Raw genomic sequence first — 22,049 nt, forward strand, 5'->3', positions numbered from 1 at the left:
GCACGGGCCGGGGCACGATCATGCCGGCGTGCTTGCGGATCTCCAGCAGACGCTTGACCAACGCGGGATCGCCGGTGACGAAGCCGGCGCGGTAGCCGGCGAGGCTGGAGGACTTGGACAGCGAGTGCACGGCCAGCAGCCCCTCGGTGCTGCCGCCGCTGACCCGGGGATCCAGGATCGAGACGGCGTCAGCGTCCCAGGTGAGGGACAGGTAGCACTCGTCGGAGGCGACGATGGTGCCCCGCTCCCGAGCCCAGTCGACGACCTTGCGCAGGTGCTCGATGGGCAGCACCCGGCCGGTCGGGTTGGACGGGGAGTTGAGCCACAGCAGCGCGGGACGGCGCGGCCCGAGCGCGGTGAGCCCCTCCACCCGCGCCACCTCGGCGCCGGCGAGCAGGGCCCCGACCTCGTAGGTCGGATAGGCGAGCTCGGGAATGGCCACCAGGTCCCCGGCGCGCACGCCGAGCAGCGTGGGCAGCCAGGCCACCAGCTCCTTGGAGCCGATGGTCGGCAGCACGGCGACCGGGTCGAGGCCGGTCACGCCGAAGCGGCGGGCCAGCGCGTCGACGGCGGCCTGCCGCAGCTCGGGGGTACCGTGCGTGGTCGGGTAGCCGGGCTGGTCGCTGACGGCCGCGAGGGCGTCACGGATCAGCTCGGGCACCGGGTCGACCGGTGTTCCGACGGACAGGTCGACCACACCGTCCGGGTGTGACCGCGCGGTGGCGGTGTGGTCGGCCAGCGAGTCCCACGGGAAGTCCGGCAGGGCCGGCCCCGATGTAGAACCACTCACTCGTGCGCGGCCTGCTGCGGCAGCGCCGCCACGAACGACGGGTCGTTGCTGGTCTTGCCGATCTTCGCCGCGCCGCCGGGCGAGCCGAGCTCGTTGAAGAAGTCGGCGTTCGCCTTGGTGTAGTCCTTCCACTGGTCGGGGACGTCGTCCTCGTAGTAGATGGCCTCCACCGGGCACACCGGCTCACAGGCTCCGCAGTCGACGCACTCGTCGGGGTGGATGTAGAGCATCCGGTCACCCTCGTAGATGCAGTCGACGGGGCACTCTTCGATGCACGCCTTGTCGAGTAGATCGACGCAGGGCTCGGCGATCACGTAGGTCACTGCGTTCTCCTGCTTCCGTCTTCGTCCATCTGCCGCGGGACATCGGTGCGCGGTTCCGCGGGCACCCGGCCAGTATCCCCCGGCTGGCCGGTGGGGTTCGCACCCGGGCACCCAATCGCCACGGTACGTCCCGAGGGTCGGGAAAAATGCTGGAACCGCCGTGTGGCCCCGGGCACAGTCACCCGATGGACGCCATCACGGAGCTGGAACTGCGGTGTGCCGACGCCTGGCCGGCGCTGGTCGACGAGCGCCTGGGCCAGTGGCGCCTGAGGGCGGCCGGCGGCTTCACGGGGCGGGCCAACAGCGCGCTGACCACCGGCGATCCCGGCGTGCCGATGCCTGAGGCGCTGGCAACCATCGCCGCTTTCGCGGCGCGAAACGGCATCAATCCGGCAGCTCATGTCACCCAAGGGTCCGAGACCGAGCGGCGTATCCGGGAAGCGGACTGGAGTCTGGCCGAGGACCACCCGGGCGGCGCAGTGGCGACGGTGCTGACCGGCCCGCTGCCCGATGGGGAGACCCAGGGCGAGGTTCTGGACAAGCCGTCGCCGCAGTGGTGGGAGTTGGCCGTCGGCGAGCCGACCGCGGCGCAGCGGCATGTGCTGGGCACCGGTCCACTGCTCGGCTTCGGGCACGTCGAGGGCGCGGCGGTGGTCCGGGGCTGCATCGTGGACTCGACCTTGCACATCTCACGGCTGTCCGTGCGGCCGGAGCTGCGCCGTCAGGGCACGGCGCGGCGGCTGATGGCGGCCCTGGGCACGTGGGCCCGGGACCGTGGCGCGCAGGGTGCAGTGCTCCAGGTCGCCGTGCACAACGAGGCGGCAATCAGGTTGTACGAGGGCCTCGGCTTCACCGAGCACCATCGCTACGCCTACTGGCGGCCTAGGCCTTTTTCTTCTTGTCGGTGTGACGAACGTCACCGACGATACGGAACTGGGGGCCGCCGGTGCTGGGCTTGGCCTTCTCGTTCTCGCCGTCGACCAGGGCCTTGATGGCGTCGATCGGGTCGTTGGAGTGCCGGTCGTCCTTGCGCTGCACACTCATGACTGCCTCCCACGCGGGTCCCACCGGACCGCGCTCTGCTCCCGCATCCAGCGCCGCGCACGCTTGCGCAGACGCCACAGCACCAGCCTGCCACCGATCAGGGGTCCGGTGCGCCCGTCGATCGTCGCCAACAGGTCGCCGAGGCGCTGCGCGGTGACGGCGAGGGCCCGCACGGTGACCCGGCCGTGCCGCCGGTTGGACTCCACGAGCTCGGCGAGCAGCCAGGTGGTCTGACCGTCCTCGCCGCCGCCGACGGAGGCGGCGCGGACGTCACGGCCGTAGAGGACGGCGGCCAGCACCCGGACCCGCAGCTCGACGCTGTCGGCCTCGGCGCAGACGACCAGGGCCTGCTCGCACAGGGTCAGGGCCTTGCGGTCGACGCCGGTGGAGGCGACCAGCAGGGGCACGAGGGCGGCGACGCGGCTGGTCAGCTCCGTGGGCAGGGCGCCGAGGCGGGCCAGGTACTTGGGGTCGACGCCGTCGATGTTGGCCACGGCGCCGATGGCCCGGCCGTGCAGGCGGAAGGGGTCCGGATCGTCGAGCAACGGCCAGCACCTGCGCGGCGGCGCGGGCGAACGGCCGGAGCGCGGCGACGACCTCCGCGTCATCCACCGGCGGTGGGCTGCGGCGCTCGGGCCCGGCCCAGCGCGTTGCCGAGGACCACCGCCGACGGCAGCGCACCGGCCGCGAGCAGCGCGAGGATCCGCCAGTCGGGATAGACCTGGAAGTTGCCGCCCGGACCGCCCACGGCCAGCCACAGGATCACGGCGATCCACGCGAACCCGGGCAGGCCGCCGACCCAGGTGACGGGCCGCAGCCGGGCCGCCGCCCGCACGAGCATGGGCGTGGTGACGAAGGCGATCAGGATGGTGATCGGGAACGGGAAGCCGCCCAGGTCCGGCAGCACGGAGCCGTCGAACCGGGCGGGCAGGAAGACGGTGTCGACGACCGCGAGCAGGATCGCGTCGAGTACGAGCACGACGAGAACCACCCAGTCGCCGGGCCTCATCGCATGCGCTCCACATCGTTCAGGCCGCCGAACAGGTCGGTCTCGGCGCCCTCGGCCGGGCCGGCGGCGAGCACGTAGAACTCGGTGCCGACGACGGGCTGGGTGATGCCGTTGGACAGGGCGTAGCAGGCGGCGCCCTCGCCGTTCTGCCACACGCTGACCTGGGTGGCGTGGGCACGCAGGGCGCTGAGCTTGGTCGGCACGTGGGGCTCGATGGCGACGCGGGTGGTGATGATCTCGTCGTCGACGACGGGCAGCTCGCCGGGCTCGGGCATCCGGTACGGCACGCCCTCGACGTCGCGCAGCTTGGCCAGGCCGGCGGCGGTGGCGTCGCGCGAGGTGACGGCGTGGAAGACGCGCAGCACGTCCGGCACGGAGGCCGCGGCGGTGGTGGTGATCTCGTGCGCGCGGATGTGGTCGGGGTGGCCGTAGCCGCCGTTGCTGTCGTAACTGACGACGACCTGCGGCTTGACCTCTCGCAGCACCTCGGCCAGCTGCTCGGTCTGCAGGGCGAGGTCGCCGCCGATGAAGGCGCGCGGGTGGTGGTTGGCGTCGACGCCGACCATGCCCGAGTCGCGCCACCGACCGATGCCGCCCAGGTAGCGGTGGTCGTTGACGCGGAGCGCGGCGCAGGCGGAGCGGAGCTCGCCGACCCGGTAGCCGCCGAGCTGGTCGGCGGCCTCGGCGCGTAGTTCGTTCAGGCGGGCGGGGATGATCTCGCCCTCCTCACCGAGCGTGCAGGTGACGACGGTGACGTGCACGCCGAGGGAGGCGTAGTGGGCGATGGTTCCCCCGGTCCACAGGCTCTCGTCGTCGGGGTGCGCGTGCACCAGCGCGAGCCGTGGTGGGGCGGTCAGGGTCACTGGCCAAGCGTAGAGCTCGGGTCTGACGGCCACCGGTGGTGGGGAGGCCGAGACCGCGTCCGGGACTGGGGAATCTGCGAACGCGGCCTCGTTTCCCCCCTTGATCGTCAGCGCCCGGGCGGCCCGAGTTCCCCCCTGCCGCGAGGCCGGCAGCGACTCGGAACATCCGGACGTCGACGGGTCTGAGCTAACCAAGGGGGCGTGACGTCTCCGTGACGCGCCGGTGGCGTAGCGCTTCGACGGCCCCGACCTGCGGAAACGTCAGCCATCGGCCTGCCGTTCGCGGGCCTGTTCCGCGCAGTCGTGACAGGTCGGCCACAACCACTGCTCGCGGGGGACCCGTTTGGCCGCCATGCCCTTGCCGCACAGCGCCATGACGTGCGTGCCCCAGGCCAGGAGCTGCTCGTCCGGGTAGCAGTGCCGGCGTCCGTCGGCCGGCTGCCACGCGAACCGGGGGCCCTTCAGCCGCACCAGATCGCTCATAGCAAGCACAGTACAACCTACATATGCGGTTTAGATGTGACACGATCAGGTGACGTCGGTGCACATGTGGTCGGCATGAGGTGAGGATGTCCGCCATGGCGAACCCGGTGGTCAGCAAGATCCTGTTGGGCTTCGAGATGCGGGAGCTCAGGGAGAACAGCTCGGTCAGCCGCGAGGCCATGGCCGAGGTGTTGGACTGCGACCTGTCGAAGATCAGCCGGATCGAGAACGGCAAAGGCTCGCTGAGCACCTTGGAGGTCAAGGCCCTGGCCGAGCTGTTCGACCTCCCCGCCAAGAAGGCCGACCAGCTGAAGGCCCTGGCCAGGGACTCCCGCCGCAGGACCAGCTATCGCGTTGCGGACTGGGCCCAGAAGTACGCCGGCCTTGAGCAGGCAAGCAGCGAGATCCGCATCTACGAGAACGAACTCGTTCATGGCCTGTTCCAGACCGAGGACTACTCGCGAGTGGTCACCTTGGCCGCAGATCCGACCCGCCCGGCCAAAGAGGTCGACCGGCTGGTAGCGGGGCGGAGCGAGCGGCAGAACCTGCTACTCGAAGACCAGCCACCACGCCTGGTGGTCGTGTTGAACGAGGCGGTGATTCGGCGAGTGGTCGGCGGCCCTGTAGTCATGGCCGCGCAGTTGGAGCGGCTGCTAGGGCCTGTTTCAGAAGTTGATCTCGGTTTGAGATGATCTTCGGGTGGGTCGTGGTGATCTGACGAACGAGCAGTGGGCAAAGCTGGAACCCTTGCTACCCAAGGGCAAGAAGTCTGGACGCCCGCCCAAACACCCGAAACGGCAACTCATCAACGGGATCCGGTTCCGGGTGCGGACGGGTGTGCAGTGGCGAGACCTGCCGGACCGGTACGGGCCGTGGCAGACCGTGTATGGCCTGTTCCGACGCTGGCAGCGCGACGGGACTTGGAAACAGATCCTGACCCGGTTGCAGGCCGAGGCTGACGCGGCCGGGCTGATCACCTGGGATGTGAGCGTCGACTCCACTGTGGCTCGCGCGCACCAGCATGCCGCTGGCGCGCGTAAAAAGGGGCTGACCAGCGTGAATCTCCGGGTGGAGTCGACACCGAGCCGGATGACCATGGGATCGGCCGGTCCCGGGGCGGGCTGACCACGAAGGTGCACCTGGCGACCGAGCAGGGGCTGAAGCCGTTGTCGGTCGTGGTCACGGCCGGGCAGCGGGGTGACTCGCCGCAGTTCCAGACGGTGTTGGAGCGAATCAGGGTGCCCCGTCTGGGTCGGGGGCGGGCGCGGACGCGCCCGGATCGGGTCTTGGGGGACAAGGCGTACGGCTCCCGCGCCAATCGCTGCTACCTGCGGCGGCGGGGTGTTCGGTGCACGATTCCGGAGAAGGCGGACCAGATCCTCCATCGCAAGAACCGTGGTGCGCGTGGTGGTCGTCGGCCGGCGTTCGACAAGGAGATCTACAAGCGGCGGCATGCTGTGGAGTGCGGCATCAACCGACTCAAGCGGAACCGGGCCGTGGCCACTCGGTACGACAAGCTCGCTGTCCGGTATGAGGCCACGGTCGTTATCGCGGCGATCAACGAGTGGCTCTGACATCTGAAACAGGCCCTAGAACTGACAGGCTGGCCGACCATCGAGCTGCATGTGCTGCCGTATGCCGCGGGAGCGCACGCCGCGATGGGCAGCCCATTCACGATCCTGCAGTTGCCGCAGCCCTACGGGGTTCGCATTGCCTACGCGGAGAACCTGTTCGGCTCGGACTATTTCGATCAGGAGGCGCAGGTCGACGCGTGTAGCCTCACGTTCGAGCGGCTCCTGGGCGCGGCGCTGAGCACCGCGCAGACGGTGGAGCTGATCGGCCAGGTACTGCGCGATCTCTAGGAGGGCCGCATGGCGACCCCACGCTGGCGAAAGTCCAGCTACAGCAACGGCAACGGCGGCGCGTGCGTCGAACTCGCCCAGTGGCGGAAGTCCAGCTACAGCAACGGCAACGGCGGCGAGTGTGTTGAGCTCGCTGTCCAGCCGCTACTGACCGCCGTTCGGGACTCGAAGAACCCCGAGGGCGGGCATCTTCTCTTCCCCGCCAAGGCCTTCGGCGCCTTCCTGACCAGGCTCAAGACCAGCTGATCCCCTCGGCGTCACGAAAATGTCAGACCCTCCCGCTAGGGTCGAGACACCGTGGGGAGGAACACCGGTGAACGGCTCGTGGGCCGTCCGACGAGGGGGAGTCGTCGAACGGCCCACGGTGCCAGCTCAGGCGACGTGCATCTCCTCGGCGAAGTGGCACGCCGACAACAGCTCGCTGTCGCCGCGCCGCTTCAGCTCGGGCACCTCGGTGGCGCAGACGTCCTGCGCCTTCCAGCAGCGGGTCCGGAACCGGCAGCCCGACGGCGGGTTGACCGGGCTGGGCACGTCGCCGGTGAGCACGATCCGGCTGCGCTGGCGCTCCCGCTCCCGCTTGGGATCGGGCACGGGCACGGCCGACAGCAGCGCCTGCGTGTACGGGTGCATGGGCTTGCTGTAGATCTGCTCCCGCGGCCCGACCTCGATCAGCGAACCCAGGTACATGACCGCCACCCGGTGCGACAGGTGCCGCACCACGGACAGGTCGTGGGCCACGAACAGGTACGCCAGGTTGAGCTCCTGCTGAAGCTCGCCCAACAGGTTCACCACACCGGCCTGCACGGACACGTCCAGCGCCGACACGGGCTCGTCCAGGACCACGAACTTCGGGTTCAGGGCCAGCGCCCGGGCGATCCCGATGCGCTGCCGCTGCCCGCCGGAGAACTCGTGGGCGTAGCGGTTGCGGTGCTCGGGGTTCAGGCCGACGATCTCCATCAGCTGGTTGATCCGCTGCTGGATGGTCTCGGCGCTGCCGAAGCGGTGGATCCGCAGCGGCTCGGCGATGATGTCGTTGACCTGCCAGCGCGGGTCCAGGGACGCGTACGGGTCCTGGAACACGATCTGGAGGTCCCGGCGCATCGCCTGGAGCTCCTTGCTGTGCATGGTGGTCAGTTCGCGGCCCTCGAACTTCACCGAGCCCGACGTGGGCTTGTGCAGCTGGAGGATGGCCCGGCCGGTGGTCGACTTGCCCGAGCCGGACTCGCCGACCAGGCCGAGCGTCTCGCCGGCGGCCAGGTCGAAGCTGACGCCGTGCACGGCCTGCACCTGTCCCACCGTGCGCGGGATGATGCCGCCGCCCCGCACCGGGAACGACTTGAACAGGTCCTTGACCTGGAGCAGAGGAGTGCCGGTGGTGCCCGCGTCGCCGCTGGCCGGCCTGGTCTCGGTGCCGGTGCTCACGACGCGGCCTCCTTCTTGTCGCCGCTGTCCGCGAGGTGCTCCTCGACGACCACCTCGGGGTTGTCGATCAGGAGGGCCGCGAGCGGCTCCTCGGCGCCGATCTCCTTGCGGGCGAACAGCTTCTTCGGATCCTCGTAACCGGCGAGGTCGTTCCACCGGTGGCACCGGCTGTGGTGGACCACCGCGCCGCCGATCTCCAGCAGGTCCGGCTCCGACTCGTGGCACACCGGTGCCACCAGCGGGCAGCGCGGCGAGAAGGCGCAGCCCGTCGGCAGGTTGACCAGCGAGGGCGGGGCGCCGCTGATCGGGGTCAGCTTCTGCCCGATCAGGCTCGGGTCCGGGTTGGAGCCGAGCAGGCCCACCGTGTACGGCATGCGCGGGGCGTCGAACACGTCGTCGACGGTGCCGGCCTCGACCACGGTGCCGGCGTACATGACCTGCACCTTGTCCACCATGCCGGCCACGACACCCAGGTCGTGGGTGATCATGATGATGGCCGCGTTGGTGTCGTCCCGGATCCGCAGCAGCGTCTCCAGGATCTGCGCCTGCACCGTCACGTCCAGCGCGGTGGTCGGCTCGTCGGCGATGATCACGTCCGGGTCGTTGATGATCGCCATGGCGATCACCACGCGCTGCCGCATGCCGCCGGAGAACTCGTGCGGGTACTGCTTGGCCCGCCGGTCCGGCTGCGGGATGCCGACCTGCTCCAGCGCCTCGACGGCCTTGGCCCACGCGGCCTTCTTGGACACCTTGTGGTGCTCAAGGTAGGCCTCGGACAGCTGCGCCCCCACCGTGAAAACTGGGTTGAGCGAAGTCATCGGGTCCTGGAAGATCATGGACACCGAGTTGCCGCGGAACTTGCGCATCTCGTTGTAGCTCAGGCCGTTGAGCTCCTGGCCGCGGTACGAGATGGAGCCCGAGATCCGGGCGCTACGAGGCAGCAGGCCGAGAATCGCCATGGAGGACACCGATTTGCCGGAGCCGGACTCGCCGACGACCCCCAGCACCTCACGCGGCTTCAGGTCGAACGACAGGTCGCGCACCGCGTGCACGACGCCGTCGTCGGTGGGGAACTCGACCGTCAGGTCGGCCACCCGGAGCAGCGGCTCGTTCGGGTCGATCGTCTCGGTCATCACGCACGCACCTTCGTCTGCCTCGGGTCGAACGCGTCACGCAGTCCGTCACCGATGAAGCTGATCGTCATCGAGATCGCCACGATGGCCAGGAACGGGCCCCAGAACAGCCACGGGCGCAGCAGCACCTGGGTGTAGTTGTCCTGGACGATCAGGCCGAGCGAGGTGTCCGGCAGTTGCACGCCGAGACCGATGAACGACAGCGCGGCCTCGGTCAGCACGGCCGTGGACACCGACAGCGTGGCGTTGACCGTGATGGTGCCGATCATGTTCGGGATCAGGTGCTTGAACACGATGTGCCAGGTGCCGCCGCCCGAGGCCCGGGAGGCCTCGACGAACTCGCGGGCCGACAGCGACAGCGCCTCACCGCGGGTGATGCGGGCGATCTGCATCCAGTTGAACAGCGCCAGCACCGCGGCCACGATGTACCAGCTGGGCGCGAAGGCGTGCACCAGCAGGGCGGTCAGCGCGATCTGCGGCACGATCAGGAACAGGTCGACCAGCCGCATCAGGCTGCTGTCGACGAGGCCCTTCAGGTAGCCGGCGACGGCACCGATCAGCACGCCGACGATGGTCGAGCTGATCGCCACCGTGAAGGCGATGGCCAGCGAGAACTGGGTGCCGCGCAGCAGCTGGGCGAAGGCGTCCCGGCCCAGCTGGTCGGTGCCCAGCAGGTGGCCGCCGCCGGGCCGTAGGTAGCTGCCCGCCCTGGTGTCGGCGTAGCTGAACTTCAGGAACATCGGCACCACGAACGACGCGACCGCCAGCAGCACCAGCACGGCGAGGCTGACCATGGCCAGGCGGTGCCGCACGAAGCGGCCGAGAATGATCGAGGTCTGAGAACGCGCCTTGGCGTCGAACTCGTGGCGCACGGCGACCGCGCCGCCGCCGTCGCCTGCGGTCTGGGTTGCGTTAGCCAAGGCGAATCCTCGGGTCGAGAAGGCCGTAGAGCAGGTCCGAGATCAGGTTGAACACCACGACGACCGTCGCGGTCACCGCGAACCAGCCCATCAGGGTCGGTGGGTCGTAGTTGGACACGGCCTTCACCAGCACCGTGCCCATGCCGTTCCAGCCGAAGACCCGCTCGGTGATGATGGCGCCGCCGATGATGGCGCCGATGTTGAGCGCGAACAGGGTGCTGACCGGGATGAGCGCGTTGCGCATGGCGTGACGGAAGATCACCCGGCTCTGCGAGAGGCCCTTGGCGCGGGCGGTGCGCACGTAGTCGGCGTTGAGCGTCTCCAGCATGGAGGCGCGCTGGAACCGGCTGTACGCGGCGAAGCTGATGGTCATCAGCGAGATCGTCGGTAGCAGGAAGGTTCCGGAGTAGCTGACGATGACCTGGCCGAGGTTGCTGCCGAAGCCGCCGGGCGGTGGGCCCGCGGTGGTCAGCCAGCGCTTGAGGTGCAGCGACTGGAGCAGGTCGTTGAACTGGATGCCGTAGTTCTTGACCACGACGGCCACACAGGCGATCGGCATCGAGAACATCAGGAACGCGACGCTGGTCATCAGGTAGTCGAAGATCGAGTACTGGCGGACGGCCGAGAACACGCCGACGCCGATGCCCAGCACGAGCGCGATCAGCTCGGCCCCGATGACCAGGCGCATGGTCACCCACAGGGCGCTGGACACGGTGGTGAACACCGGGCTCTGCGCCTCGCCGAGCGCGACGCTGGTGCCCCAGTCGCCGCGCAGGAAGCTGGTCAGCCAGTCCCAGTACCGGACCAGGATCGAGTGGTCCAGGCCGAGCTGGACGGACAGGGAGTGGATCTGCTGCGCCGTGACGCCCGGCTTGGTGCGCAGCCCGGCCAGGGGGTCGCCGGCCGAGGCCACGAGTATGAAGACGAGGAAGCTGCCGATCAACAGGATGGGTATGGAGATCAGCAACCGTCGAATCAGGTATTGGAACACGGGTTGCTCCTCGACGACCTCACCGGGCGCTGGTCGGGTAGCCGGCTGGAGCGAGGTCTGCCTGGACGGGTGGGGACGGGGTCAGTGGTGAACACGGGTGCGCCCCGGCGCCGATCGCGAGCGCGACCGACGCCGGGGAGCTTCACACCCGGGGTACAGCAGATCAGGCGTTCGGCTTCTGCCACTCGTTGGCGTTCCACATCGAGCCGTAGTAGCTCTGGAAGTACGCCTTGTCGATGTCACCGGTGTAGGCCCACATGTTCGGGGGCTGGAACAGCGGGAACGTCGAGTAGGTGTCGGCGATCGCCTTGTCCGCGGTCTGGTAGTCCGTCACCGCGGCGGCGTCGTCGGTCTGCGCCAGCGCCTTGGCGAAGGCGGCGTCGGCGGCCGGCGAGGTCGTGCCGTTCCAGTTCTGGTTGCCGCCGGTCTTGTAGGTGGTGATGCCGGCGGAGTGGAACGGAGCCACCGACCAGGCGAACAGCGCCACGTCGTAGTCGCTGTCGCTGACCCGCTTGTCCAGGAAGTTCGCGTCGGTGTCGTCCTGGATGTCGATGCCGGCCGCCTTGCACTCCTGCTGGAGCAGCGCGACGGTCTGCTTGCGGCGCGGGATGTCGGTGTGGCTGATCTTGAACGTCAGCTTCTGGCCGCCCTTGGCCATGATGCCGTCCGGACCCGGGGCCCAGCCGTCAGAGGTCAGCGTGGCCTTGGCGGTCGCCGGGTTGGAGATCAGCTTGTCCGAGTAGTTGTCGGCGTAGCCGGGCATGCCCGGGAAGAAGATGACGCTGTTGAACGGCTTGGCGTCCGGCTGGACCTGCTTGATCAGCTTGTCCACCAGCTCGTTGCGGTTGATGCACTGGCCGAAGGCCTTGCGCACCGCCTCGTCCTGGAAGATCGGGCGCTTCAGGTTCAGGTCGAGGTGCTCGAAGTTCAGGCCGGCGTTGGCGCCGTAGGTGATGCCCGACGAGCCGAGGCCCTGCAGCGTCTGCGCGGCGTTGGCGTCCGGCTGCGCCGAGGACAGGACCTGCTCCTCGTTGTTCTGCAGCGCCTGCACCTGGGCGTTGGAGTCGGGGATCGCCTTGAGGGTGATCTTCGCCGGGCCGCCGGGGTTGCCGGTCCACTTCGGGTTGCGCACCAGCGTGATGGACGAGCCCTGCTGCCAGTCGCTGATCATGTACGCGCCGGAGCCGGGGGCCAGGTCGGCCTTGAAGCCCTTCCAGCCGGTGTTCCAGAAGTCCGAGACCTTGGTCAGGATGTCGGCCGGGCTCTTCGGGGTCACCTGGGTGATGTCCGAGACGCCGGTCTGCTTCTCCAGCACGTGGGCCGGGAGCAGGTCGTCGGAGATGCCGAACAGGCTCTTCCAGTCACCGAACGGCGACGAGAACTCCGTGACGAAGGTCTGGTCGTCCTGGCACTTGGCCGAGTCGATCTGGCTGTAGCCGGTGGTGGCGCCGGGCAGGAAGTACGTGGTCTTGCCGTCCGGCTTGAGGTCCGTGCCGCTCTGGGCCAGCCACGCCAGGTAGAAGTCCTTGCAGTTCCAGGCGGCGCCGTCGGACCAGCTCACACCCTTCTTGATCTTAGGCGCTTGCTGCTTGGGGCTGGTCGAGGTGACCTCGACCGAGTCCATGACGTCCTTGTTCAGCAGGACCTTGTTGTTGCCGTCCAACACGAACGGCCGCGCGAGGACCTGGATCAGCGCGTAGCTGTTGTAGGACTGGACCGCGTCGGACGTCGCGTTGTTGTACGCGGTAAACGGCTTGTCGGTCGAAACAACGACCGGGCCAATGTCGTTGACCTTCGGCGCGGTGTAGGTGTCCCCGGATTCACCCTTGCCAATGGCCGCGCTCGCGAGTCCGCCCGAACCCGACCCATTGTCCTGACCGCCACCACTGGAGCCGCCACATGCGGTCAGCATGAGCGCGGCGCCAGCCATCACCGCGATCGCGGGGATCGCTTTCGATCTCCTCATTGACACGTGCCCTCCTAGCACAGGGCGGCAGCGACCCGATCAGGTCGATCTGCACCACCCGGGGACCATAGCGCGCAACAAGCTACTCGACCTGCGCGCTGTGCCAGGCACCGTAAGAACAGGAATACCCGTGGGTCACTGGGCACACCGGGATCGTGACCAAAGGGTGACACGGTGACAGCGCGTAGCGATTGAGCAGTTACCGGGCGGGATCGTTCGCTACCCGAACGGGGGAAAAATCTGTCAAGAGTTGAAATCGGCGGGCGCAGCCATCTTGCCCGAATTAACAGCGATTAACAACACGAATGGGTCATCGGCGAACAGAACGCCGCCACGTCGGCGCGCCGGCAAAGGGCCCAACCAAGGGGGGTCCGCCGTTCACACCAGTGATCTCGGAACCGGTGGCGAGCACATCGGCCAGTTGGAACAGCGGCATCGCGACGTGCTGGGACCACAGCGCCGGCTCCACCGTGGCCAGCGCGTCCGACAGCGACAAAGCGCCGGTCAGGGCCGCTTCGACGGTCGGCTGCAGGCCGTGGTCGCAGAAGCCGTCCGGGTTGGCCGCCGGCAGCGCCGTGCCGCCGTCGGGCAGCGGTCCCCGGCAGCCGAAGGACGCCGCCAGCACACTGGCCGGGTCGCCGCCAACCGCCTGCGGGACGATCCCGATGTCCACCGAACTGTCGCCGTCGCTACCCTGGTTGTCGGCAGGGGCGGTGCCGGTGGTCGTGGTCGGCGTGGTGGTCGTGGTGGCCGGCAGCACCGTGCCGAACAGCTGGTCACCGGATGTGTTCAGGATCGTCGCCCCGATGCCGGCCGCCGACAGCTGCTGCTGGAGCACGCCGGCCAGCTGTGAATAGGGGGCCCGGTCGTTGGGCGCGCCGATGACGAGGTTGAGCGGCACGCCGTCCTTGAGCCACGACCCGTTGGTCTTGGTGTAGCCCGCCTGGGTGAGAAGTTGATTCACCAGATCGTGGTTGGGCGCCCCGACGCCGGCCGGGATCGTCGGCTTGTAGCCCGGCTGCGACGGGGCCAGCACCAGCGAGTCGGCGCGCAGCGAGGCCGACGGGCCGCCGCCCGTGCCCAGGGTGATCAGGGCCTCCCGGTCGATCGCCGCGAACACGGCGGCCCGCAGCGTCGGATCGGACAGCCGGGCGCCGCCCTGCCGCAGCAGCACCTCGACCACGACCGGGTTGGGCACCGTGGTCAGGTTGACCGCCTTGCCCAGCTCGGTGAGCGCCTTGGACGTGCTGTCGCTCGGGTTGAGCACCGCCAGCTGGTCGTCGCCGGTCTTGAGCGCGCTGACCAGATCGGCCGGGCCGGCCTGGCGCAGCACGATCTGCTGCAACTTGGTCGACGCGCCCCAGTAGCGGTCGTTGCGCTGCAACACGATCTCGCCGCGCTCGGGGTCGATGTTGCGGATGGAGAACGGCCCGCCGGCGGCCGGGAAGGTCTCGCTGAGCGCGCCCGTCCAGCCGCCCGGGGCGTCCTTGAGCACGTGCGCCGGCAGCAGGTCGGAGAACAGCGACCGCCAGCCCGGGTAGGGCTGGCTGAAGGTCACGTCGGCGACGCGGCCGCCGTCACGGGCCGAGACGCCGCTGATGAGGCGGTAGCCGGCCGGGTCGATCACACCGGGCTGGCTGCGCATGTTCTGCCACAGGTAGGCGAAGTCCTCGGCGGCGATCGGCGCGCCGTCGCCCCAGGCCGCCTGCGGCTGGATGGTGTACGTGACCGTGTACGGGTTGGCCTTGGTCACCTCGGCCGACACCATCAGCGTCTTGTCCAGCAGCGGGCTGCCGTCCGGGCCGGTGTGGAAAACCGAGGGAAGCACGAGTTCGCCCAGCGCCCGGGTGACCGTCGTCTGGTTGGCCAGCAGGTGCGGGTTGAAGCCGCCCTTCACACTGTCCACGCCGACCACCAGCTGGGTCGGATCCGTGGGCCTGGTCGGCGTCACCGTCGTCGGCGGGGCGCTGACCAGTGGCGGCGGCGGTGAATCGGTGCACGCCGTCACCAGTGCGCAGCACGCGGCCGCGAGGGCGAGCAGCGCCGACCTGCCGCGCACGAATCCGCCTCCCAGTGGTTATGGCGAAGCCCCGTGTGGTCCATGGCCGGGCTTCAGCCCTCAACTATGGACCACACGGGGGAATAGACGCGTGCGGGGTGTGTCAGGTTGCTGTGCTTGTTGGCGCCGCCTTCGGCGTCGCGGCTCGGCCGCTCGTGACCGGTGCCTCGCCCTTGCTGGATTTCGAACGCCGCATCGGCTTGGTGGTGGGGACAATTTGTTAGGCATATGTACCTTGAAGCGGGTGGGCACAATTGAGGTACTCTGACTAAATGGGCAAGCCTCCGTCAGAATACGGCACCACAGAGTAGGCACTCTGGTAGTAGAGCCGGGGATCACAAAGGATCCGTTCACAAAAGCCCTATTTATACAATGATTCCGATGGTGGACTCGGCCGAGCCTCCGTGCGTTCAGTGCGACTTTCCAGTCACGTGTGGCTACGCCACTGTTTGGGTTTCTAGAGCGCTATTCACGCGTAAGTTACGTACCTCTTTAGAAGTTTTAGAGCAGATGAAAACCCAGATCCAGCAACCGGGCGAAACACCGGCGCGGCAGTGCTTGTTGGCACCGCCTCCGGCAGCGCGGCTCGGCCGCTCGTGACCGGTGCCTTCCCTGGCCGGATTTCGATCGCCCGCGTCGGCTCGGACCGGGGTGCGTCGGGTGGCGGGCGATCGAAATCCGGCTGCGGTCCAGGCACCGGCGCGGGCCGAGCAGCCTCCGGAGGGAGGGAGACCGGCTGGGGTCCTGGGCGGGCTGGGGCTACTTGGCGGCGGCGGCCTGGTCGCGGGTCTTGGCGCGGGAGCGCTCGCGGCCGCGGGTGGTGGAGTCCAGCACCAGCTTGCGCACCCGGACCACGGTCGGCGCGACCTCGACGCACTCGTCGGTGGCGCAGAACTCCAGCGCCTCCTCCAGCGACAGCTTGCGCGGGCGGGCCAGCGTCTCCATCACGTCGGCCGAGGACTGCCGCATGTTGGTGAGCTTCTTCTCCCGGGCCACGTTGATGTCCAGGTCCTCGGCGCGCGGGTTCTCACCCACGACCATGCCCTCGTACGAGTCGGCGCCGGGCTCCACGAAGAAGGTGCCGCGGTCGGCCAGCTGGATCATGGCGTACGCCGTGACCATGCCGGCGCGGTCGGCCACCAACGAGCCCGAGTGGCGGGTGCGGATCTCGCCGGCCCACGGGTGGTAGCCCTCGAAGACGTGGTTGGCGATGCCGGTGCCGCGGGTCTCGGTGAGGAAGTCGGTGCGGAAACCGATCAGGCCACGCGCCGGCACCACGTACTCCAGCTTGATGCGACCGGTGCCGTGGCCGTCCATGTGCTCCATGCGGCCCTTGCGGTTGGCCAGCAGCTGCGTGACCGCGCCCAGGTGCTCCTCGGGGGCGTCCACGGTGAGGCGCTCGTAGGGCTCGCACAGCACGCCGTCGATGGTGCGGGTGACGACCTGCGGCTTGCCGACGGTCAGCTCGAAGCCCTCGCGGCGCATCTGCTCGACCAGGATGGCCAGCGCCAGCTCGCCACGGCCCTGCACCTCCCCAGGTGTCGGGGCGCTCGGTGGGCAGCACGCGCACCGACACGTTGCCGACCAGCTCGCTGTCGAGGCGGGCCTTGACCAGGCGGGCGGTGAGCTTGGTGCCGCCGTTGCGGCCGGCCAGCGGCGAGGTGTTGACGCCGATGGTCATGGAGATGGCCGGCTCGTCCACGGTGATCCGGGGCAGCGGCTCGGGGCTCTCGGCATCGGCCAGCGTGTCGCCGATGGTGATCTCCTGGATGCCGGCGATGGCCACCAGGTCGCCCGCGCTGGCCTCGTCGGCCGGCTGGCGCTCCAGGCCCTCGGTGATCAGCAGCTCGGTGATCTTCACGCGCTGGGTGGAGCCGTCCTCGCGGCACCAGGCCACGAACTCGCCCTTGCGCATGGTGCCGGCGTGGATGCGGCACAGCGCGATACGGCCGAGGAAGCTGCTGGCGTCCAGGTTGGTGACCAGGGCCCGCAGCGGGGCCTCCGGGTCGCCGGTCGGGGCCGGCACGTGGTTGAGCAGCACCTCGAACAGCGAGTCCAGGTTCTCGCCGTCGGGCAGGCCGCCGTCGGCGGGCTGGGTCAGGCTGGCCTTGCCGGCGCGGGCGGAGGCGTAGATGACCGGCACGTCGAGCACGGAGTCGTCCGCGCCGACCTCGGCGGCCAGGTCCAGCAGCAGGTCGTGGGTCTCGTCGACGACCTCGGCGATGCGGGCGTCCGGGCGGTCGACCTTGTTGACGACCAGCACCACCGGCAGGCCGGCGGCCAGCGTCTTGCGCAGCACGAAGCGGGTCTGCGGCAGCGGGCCCTCGCTGGCGTCCACCAGCAGCAGCACGCCGTCGACCATGGCCAGCGCGCGCTCCACCTCGCCGCCGAAGTCGGCGTGGCCGGGGGTGTCGACCACGTTGATCGTGATCACGCCGTCCGGCGTGGCCCGCCGCACGGCGGTGTTCTTCGCGAGAATGGTGATGCCCTTCTCACGTTCCAGCTCGCCGGAGTCCATGACCCGGTCGACCAACTCGGCGCGGGCCGAGAAGGCGCCCGACTGCCGCAGCATGGCGTCGACCAGGGTGGTCTTGCCGTGGTCGACGTGCGCGATGATGGCGACGTTGCGAAGGTCCGTACGGATCTGACTCGCGGTGGCCGTGGGCACGCGGAACTCCTAGAGCGTTGCGAGTGGGAGGTGGGCACCAGCGGCCGTCTAATACCCGCACGTGTCCTCGCCCATCATACCTTTTCGGACGCACGGGTTCCGACTAAGGGCAGCCTCACCTATCCTGTCGGGAGTCGAGGACGGGAGCTCCGCGGGTGGGCAAGGCCAAGGTGAAGAAGAAGTGCTGCCGGTCCAAGCCGCGGTGCAAGCGCTGCCCGGTCGTCGCCCTGCTCAAGGCCAAGAAAAAGGCCGCCTGACGGCCCCCGCGAGGGGTCGATGCCGATCTTGGTCCGCCGTTCGGGCCGGCCGTTTGCCTAGTGACAGGGTTCACACCTGATCAGTGCGTGGGCGCGATCACTTTGACGTCGTAGAAGACCCCGTTGTGGTCCGGGAAGACCAGGGCGCCCTGCGCGTCGACCATCTTCCACAGGACGTGGCACACCCCGGCCGCCTCGGGCGTGACGGTGACGCTCACGGCCACCATCTGGCCCGGGCCGGCGTCCGGCACCTCCGCCCGCGACGGCGAGACGCACTGCGTGGTCGTGCCGCCGGCGATTTCCAGGAACCGGTCGTGCCAGGCCACGGTCCCGGTGTTCTTGATCCGCCACACCTTGGTGAAGGTCTGGCCGAGCGGGACCTCCGAGCCGTCCGGGTAGGTCATGTCGCCGGGCAGGCCGTCGCCGCCGAAGGCGCTGGCGTCGCCGGGCAGCGGGTACGGGTTGCGCTCGCCCCAGGTCGGCAGCTGGCGGAACAGGCGCGGGATCAGCACCGCCCCGACCGCCAGCAGCACCACCGCGGCGATGGCCAGCACGGCCGCGCGCTTACGGGCCCTGGGCGTCTTGGCAGGCTCGGCGGACTGCTCGGCGATCGCCGTTTCCGGGCTTGCCGGCTCCGCGCTCGCGAGCTCGGCATTGGCGTTCTCCCAACGGAAACGCCACTCGCGCCGGACGTCCTCGCCGGAGCCGGCCAGCGCGCGCACGAACTCCCAGGTCGTCTCCCACGACGGCATCACGCGGCCCCTGGTGGCCGCCGAGAGCGTGGATTTCGACGCCGCCGCACCGAGTTCGGTGCGCATCCGGTCATAGGACGGGTTGCCGGCCAGCTCCTTGAGCTCCAGGAGATCGCGGGCGAATCGCGCGGCCGGACCGTCCTGCGCGTCCGGAACGATGTGCCTGCGACCTCGACGAGCCTGATTCTGAGGACCGGTCACGAACGCGAATATAAACCACCCGGGGGTATGTCAGCGATCGGTGACGGGACATGCGAGACGGGTGACCCCTCCCCCCGGGATCACCCGTCTCACGCGTTACGGGCCCCCGCCCTCCCGCGACCGCGCTCAGCTCAGAGCGTGCAGCCCTTCTTGATCTTGATGACGTGCTCGTCCAGGCCGATGTCGAACTTCTTCTTGCCCGACGTGCCGCCGTTGGTCTTCAGGCAGTAAATGGACTGGCGGTCGTCCTGGTCCGACGTCACGATGCCGGCCGAGACCGCGCCCGAGCAGTGGTTGTTGAAATACACGGTCACCGAGGTGGCGCCGTCGCCCCACGAGTAGTTCGCCTTCGTGTTCGCGGGCGAGGTGCAGGCGATGCTCGCGCGGTGGGTGGCCGCGTCGGCCGCCGGGGCCGCCACCGCCATCACGCCGAGACCGATGGCCGAAGCCGCAACCGCCGCAATAACCTTGTTCATGTTGTCCCCTCATGACATCCGCGGAAATCCGCTGCGCACATCCCATCCCGGCACCGGCTTCCGGTTCAAGCCGGAAATGTGCGAAGTCTCGTTCGCGCAGGTCAGAGATTTGTCCGAGGGGCGGATCGAACAGTTCCCGCCAGATCCGGAAGGAACAGCAGGTCCGCGTCGAGCCAGGCAACGCCGTCGAATTCGTCGAGCTCCACCCATGTCACCGCGCTGTGCTCGACGGCGATCGGCTCGGCGCTTTCGTCCACCAGCGTCGCCGAATAGAGTCGCAACACCATGTCGTCACGGAGTGGCACATCCGGGCCGACGCGTTCTCCGGCCTTGACCTCCACACCCAGTTCTTCGCGGCATTCCCGGACCACCGCGGCCTCGTCGGACTCGCCGGGCTCCACCCGTCCGCCGGGGAATTCCCAGCGTCCGGCGTCGGCTTTCGGAAACGCGCGCTGCTGGGCCAGCACCTGGCCGTTGCGGATGATCGCGGTGGCTACGACAACCTGGGTCACGCTCAGATCTTGCCCCAGGTCGCCAGGCCCGCGGCCTGCCACCGCACCTCGAACCGGGCGCCGCCCTCCGGCGAATCCGTCACGCGCACGGTGCCGCCGCGCCGCCGCACGGTCTCGGCCACCAGCGCCAGGCCCAGGCCCGCGCCGCCGGTTCCGCGGCCACGGTCGTCCTGCACGCGGTAGAAGCGGTCGAACAGGCGCGTGCGGTGCTCCACCGGCACGCCGGGGCCGTCGTCGTCCACCAGCAGACGCACGGTCGTGCCCGCCGGCAGCACGGTGATGTGGACCTGCACGCGCGCGTACCTCATGGCGTTGTTGAGCAGGTTGTTCAGCACCAGCGCCACTTCCCCCGGGGCGCACAGCACCATGGCCCCCGCGCGCGGGGCGTCGACCCGGATGCGCGGGCCGCCGTTGCCGGACCGGCGTTCCGCGGCGGCGATGGCCGCCGCGCTCACGTCCACGCGGCCCACCGGCTGTGACTCCCCGGCGTCAGACCGCGCGAGCGCCAGCAGGTCGTCCACCAACGTCGACATGCGTTCCGACTCGTCCGTGACCGCCGCGAGCACCTCCTGCGCGAACTCCGCATCCGGGTGCGCCACCGCGACCTCGGCCTGGGCCCGGATCGACGCCACCGGCGACCTCAGCTCATGCGCCGCGTCCCCCGTGAAGCGCCGCAGCCGCTGCACCGCCTCGTCGCGTCGGGCCAGCAAGCCGTTCATGGCCTCGGCCAGCGCGCGCAGCTCGTCGTGCGCCTCCGGCACGGGCAGGCGCTCGCCCATCGGCAACGCCCCCGCCGCCGCGTGCATCCGCCGCACCGGCCACAGCGACCAGCCCACCACGACCCACGTCGCCACGCCGATCAGCAGCGACGCCAACACCGCCGCCACCGACAGCCAGTCCGCGCCCTCGCGTACCGCCTGGTTGTAGCCCACCAGCTCCGCCCCCGCCGCCACCAGCCTCGGCAGGCCCGTCGGGTCGTAGACCACCCGCCCGATCCAGCGGTGCGGCGGGTCGTCGCCGAGGCGCAGCACGTCCATGCCGGACATCAGCGCGTCGACGTCGCGCTCGCTCAGGTTCGGCCGCGGTTTCCCGTCGACCGGCGCTCCCTCGGTGTCCAACACCCTCAGCTGCCCGGTGACCAGCTCAGAGCCCACCGGCCGGCCCGCGGCCACCGCCGGCGCGGCAGCGCCCAGCGCGTTGTGCAGCTGCGAATCCGCCGCCCCCACCAGCAGCTCTCCGATCGCCCCGCCGGCCAGACGGGACAGCACCAGCAGGCACGCCATCGCGAACAGCGTGGCCGACACCGTGATCTTGGAACGCAGCGACCGCCGCCGCCACCAGGAGCGAGGGTTCATCGACGCAACGCGGCATCCAGCTCAGGGGAGCTGGCCATGTAGCCGTGGCCACGGATCGTCCGGACCACGTCACCGGCGCCCACTGCCTCCAACTTCCGCCGCAGGTAGCCCACGTACACCTCCACCGCGTTGCGGGTCGCCGCCAGCTCGTCACCCCACACCGTTCGCAGCAGCTCGTCCTTCGTGACAACGGCCCCCGCGCGGCTGGCCAGCACCTCCAACACCGCGAACTCCCGTGGGCTCAACGCCACCGGCTCCCCGGCCCAGCGCACCTCCCGGCCCGCCCGGTCGATCACCAGCTCCCCCACCTTCAGCTGCACCGCGGCCGCCTCCGTCGACGCGCCCCGCCGCAGCACCGCCCGCACCTGCGCCACCAGCACCATGAAGGAGAAGGGCTTCACCAGGTAGCCGTCGGCCCCCAGGTCCAGGCCGTCGGCCTGGTCCACCTCGCCGTCCTTGGCCGACACCAGCAGCACCGGCGTCTCCACGTGCTCCGCCCGCATGTGCTGGAGCACCCGGTAGCCCGACAGGCCCGGCAGCATGATGTCCAGCAGCACCACGTCGAAGCTCCCGGTCAGCGCCGCCTTCAGCCCGTTCGGGCCGTCCGCCGCGCACACCACGTCCATCCCCTCGGCCGTCAGTCCGCGTTCCAGCGCCCGACGCACCCCGATCTCGTCATCGACTACGAGCACCCGTGGTCTCACCAGGCCAGTATGGCCAGGGAAAGAGGAGGTCTCAGGGATCTCTCAGCGCCGCGCGCCCCCACGCTCGACCCCACCGCCGGCCCCGGTCACGGGCTTCCCGCAGCTCGGCCGGGTCATCCCCGCGGTCCTCGGTCTCAGCGTTCTCTCAGCGCCCGGCTCCCGAATCCCCAGTTCAACTCCCCTCTCTCAGTCTTCTCTCAGCTCCTCAGCCCGGTCTCAGCTGGCCTTGACCAAGCTCGGAGGCGTTCACTTGAACGCA

General features: G+C 69.5%; 22 protein-coding genes and 1 pseudogene. 5 read left to right on the forward strand and 18 right to left on the reverse strand.

The features are described from left to right. Both dapC and fdxA read right to left on the reverse strand, forming a co-directional pair. Positions 1-790, reverse strand: a 790-nt coding sequence (gene dapC, locus KUTG_RS21750) for a succinyldiaminopimelate transaminase (RefSeq protein ID WP_043719117.1), incomplete at its 3' end; no start/stop codon positions are given. Next, complete coding sequence (fdxA, locus tag KUTG_RS21755) at positions 787-1,113, reverse strand: ferredoxin (RefSeq protein WP_043719118.1); 327 nt, start codon at positions 1,111-1,113, stop codon at positions 787-789. The genes dapC and fdxA, both read right to left, overlap by 4 nt. Before the next feature lie 185 nt (positions 1,114-1,298). On the opposite strand from fdxA, the gene KUTG_RS21760 reads away from it, so the two are divergent. Beyond that, positions 1,299-2,105: a GNAT family N-acetyltransferase gene (locus KUTG_RS21760; protein WP_063753548.1), complete on the forward strand. Its 807-nt coding sequence runs from the start codon at positions 1,299-1,301 to the stop codon at positions 2,103-2,105. Positions 2,106-2,153: 48 nt separating this feature from the next. Here KUTG_RS21760 and KUTG_RS21765 read toward each other — a convergent pair whose 3' ends face one another. The 4 genes from KUTG_RS21765 to KUTG_RS21780 form a co-directional block, all read right to left on the reverse strand. After that, a complete protein-coding gene (locus KUTG_RS21765; protein ID WP_043719120.1) occupies positions 2,154-2,702 on the reverse strand; it encodes a hypothetical protein in 549 nt (182 codons plus the stop codon). Between the two features lie 59 nt (positions 2,703-2,761). Further along, positions 2,762-3,166 (reverse strand): hypothetical protein, encoded by a 405-nt coding sequence (locus KUTG_RS21770; RefSeq protein ID WP_043719122.1) that lies wholly within the window; start codon positions 3,164-3,166, stop codon positions 2,762-2,764. Next, complete coding sequence (mshB, locus tag KUTG_RS21775; RefSeq protein WP_043719124.1) at positions 3,163-4,029, reverse strand: N-acetyl-1-D-myo-inositol-2-amino-2-deoxy-alpha-D-glucopyranoside deacetylase; 867 nt, start codon at positions 4,027-4,029, stop codon at positions 3,163-3,165. The genes KUTG_RS21770 and mshB overlap by 4 nt, the downstream gene beginning before the upstream one ends. A gap of 261 nt (positions 4,030-4,290) precedes the next feature. After that, positions 4,291-4,512, reverse strand: a complete 222-nt coding sequence (locus KUTG_RS21780; RefSeq protein WP_043719125.1) for an HC3 family zinc finger protein — start codon at positions 4,510-4,512, stop codon at positions 4,291-4,293. A gap of 86 nt (positions 4,513-4,598) precedes the next feature. Between KUTG_RS21780 and KUTG_RS21785 the strand changes: the two genes are divergently transcribed. The 4 genes from KUTG_RS21785 to KUTG_RS21805 all read left to right on the forward strand — a co-directional run bounded on the left by KUTG_RS21785 (position 4,599) and on the right by KUTG_RS21805 (position 6,620). Continuing rightward, a complete protein-coding gene (locus KUTG_RS21785; RefSeq protein ID WP_052395190.1) occupies positions 4,599-5,204 on the forward strand; it encodes a helix-turn-helix domain-containing protein in 606 nt (201 codons plus the stop codon). A gap of 7 nt (positions 5,205-5,211) precedes the next feature. After that, positions 5,212-6,086, forward strand: a protein-coding gene (locus KUTG_RS56540) for an IS5 family transposase (protein ID WP_198047272.1) whose coding sequence is annotated in 2 segments (ribosomal slippage) — positions 5,212-5,602 and positions 5,602-6,086 — 876 coding nt in all. Because the reading frame shifts where the segments join, the coding sequence is not laid out codon by codon here. A gap of 21 nt (positions 6,087-6,107) precedes the next feature. After that, entirely contained in the window at positions 6,108-6,374 is a 267-nt protein-coding gene (locus KUTG_RS21800) for a Scr1 family TA system antitoxin-like transcriptional regulator (protein ID WP_255361031.1), read from the forward strand. Positions 6,375-6,383: 9 nt separating this feature from the next. After that, on the forward strand, positions 6,384-6,620 hold the full coding sequence (locus KUTG_RS21805; protein ID WP_043719130.1) for a DUF397 domain-containing protein: 237 nt from the start codon (positions 6,384-6,386) through the stop codon (positions 6,618-6,620). Between the two features lie 126 nt (positions 6,621-6,746). Here the strand turns inward: KUTG_RS21805 and KUTG_RS21810 are convergent, their stop codons facing one another. The 12 genes and pseudogenes from KUTG_RS21810 to KUTG_RS21865 form a co-directional block, all read right to left on the reverse strand. After that, a complete protein-coding gene (locus KUTG_RS21810) occupies positions 6,747-7,796 on the reverse strand; it encodes an ABC transporter ATP-binding protein (RefSeq protein ID WP_043719131.1) in 1,050 nt (349 codons plus the stop codon). Then, a complete protein-coding gene (locus KUTG_RS21815; protein WP_043719132.1) occupies positions 7,793-8,929 on the reverse strand; it encodes an ABC transporter ATP-binding protein in 1,137 nt (378 codons plus the stop codon). Before KUTG_RS21815 ends, KUTG_RS21810 begins: the two co-directional genes overlap by 4 nt. Continuing rightward, entirely contained in the window at positions 8,929-9,849 is a 921-nt protein-coding gene (locus tag KUTG_RS21820; RefSeq protein ID WP_369794496.1) for an ABC transporter permease, read from the reverse strand. Before KUTG_RS21820 ends, KUTG_RS21815 begins: the two co-directional genes overlap by 1 nt. Then, positions 9,842-10,840 carry an ABC transporter permease gene (locus tag KUTG_RS21825; RefSeq protein WP_043719134.1) on the reverse strand — a complete coding sequence of 333 codons (999 nt, stop codon included), beginning with the start codon at positions 10,838-10,840 and terminating at the stop codon, positions 9,842-9,844. Before KUTG_RS21825 ends, KUTG_RS21820 begins: the two co-directional genes overlap by 8 nt. Positions 10,841-11,003: 163 nt before the next feature. Further along, complete coding sequence (locus KUTG_RS21830) at positions 11,004-12,806, reverse strand: ABC transporter family substrate-binding protein (RefSeq protein WP_043719135.1); 1,803 nt, start codon at positions 12,804-12,806, stop codon at positions 11,004-11,006. 310 nt (positions 12,807-13,116) lie between these two features. Beyond that, positions 13,117-14,865: an ABC transporter family substrate-binding protein gene (locus tag KUTG_RS21835; RefSeq protein WP_157494697.1), complete on the reverse strand. Its 1,749-nt coding sequence runs from the start codon at positions 14,863-14,865 to the stop codon at positions 13,117-13,119. 759 nt (positions 14,866-15,624) lie between these two features. After that, positions 15,625-17,533, reverse strand: a pseudogene (typA, locus tag KUTG_RS21840) (translational GTPase TypA). A 337-nt stretch (positions 17,534-17,870) separates the two neighbouring features. Next, complete coding sequence (locus tag KUTG_RS21845) at positions 17,871-18,743, reverse strand: NBR1-Ig-like domain-containing protein (RefSeq protein WP_052395194.1); 873 nt, start codon at positions 18,741-18,743, stop codon at positions 17,871-17,873. 131 nt (positions 18,744-18,874) lie between these two features. Next, entirely contained in the window at positions 18,875-19,219 is a 345-nt protein-coding gene (locus KUTG_RS21850; protein WP_043719137.1) for a hypothetical protein, read from the reverse strand. 101 nt (positions 19,220-19,320) lie between these two features. Continuing rightward, on the reverse strand, positions 19,321-19,731 hold the full coding sequence (locus KUTG_RS21855) for a (deoxy)nucleoside triphosphate pyrophosphohydrolase (protein WP_043719139.1): 411 nt from the start codon (positions 19,729-19,731) through the stop codon (positions 19,321-19,323). Positions 19,732-19,733: 2 nt separating this feature from the next. Continuing rightward, positions 19,734-21,086 (reverse strand): ATP-binding protein, encoded by a 1,353-nt coding sequence (locus tag KUTG_RS21860; protein WP_043719142.1) that lies wholly within the window; start codon positions 21,084-21,086, stop codon positions 19,734-19,736. Next, positions 21,083-21,790: a response regulator transcription factor gene (locus tag KUTG_RS21865; RefSeq protein WP_043719143.1), complete on the reverse strand. Its 708-nt coding sequence runs from the start codon at positions 21,788-21,790 to the stop codon at positions 21,083-21,085. Before KUTG_RS21865 ends, KUTG_RS21860 begins: the two co-directional genes overlap by 4 nt. Positions 21,791-22,049 lie beyond the last annotated feature (259 nt).

The sequence above is a fragment of the Kutzneria sp. 744 genome, assembly GCF_000568255.1.
Lineage (GTDB): Bacteria > Actinomycetota > Actinomycetes > Mycobacteriales > Pseudonocardiaceae > Kutzneria.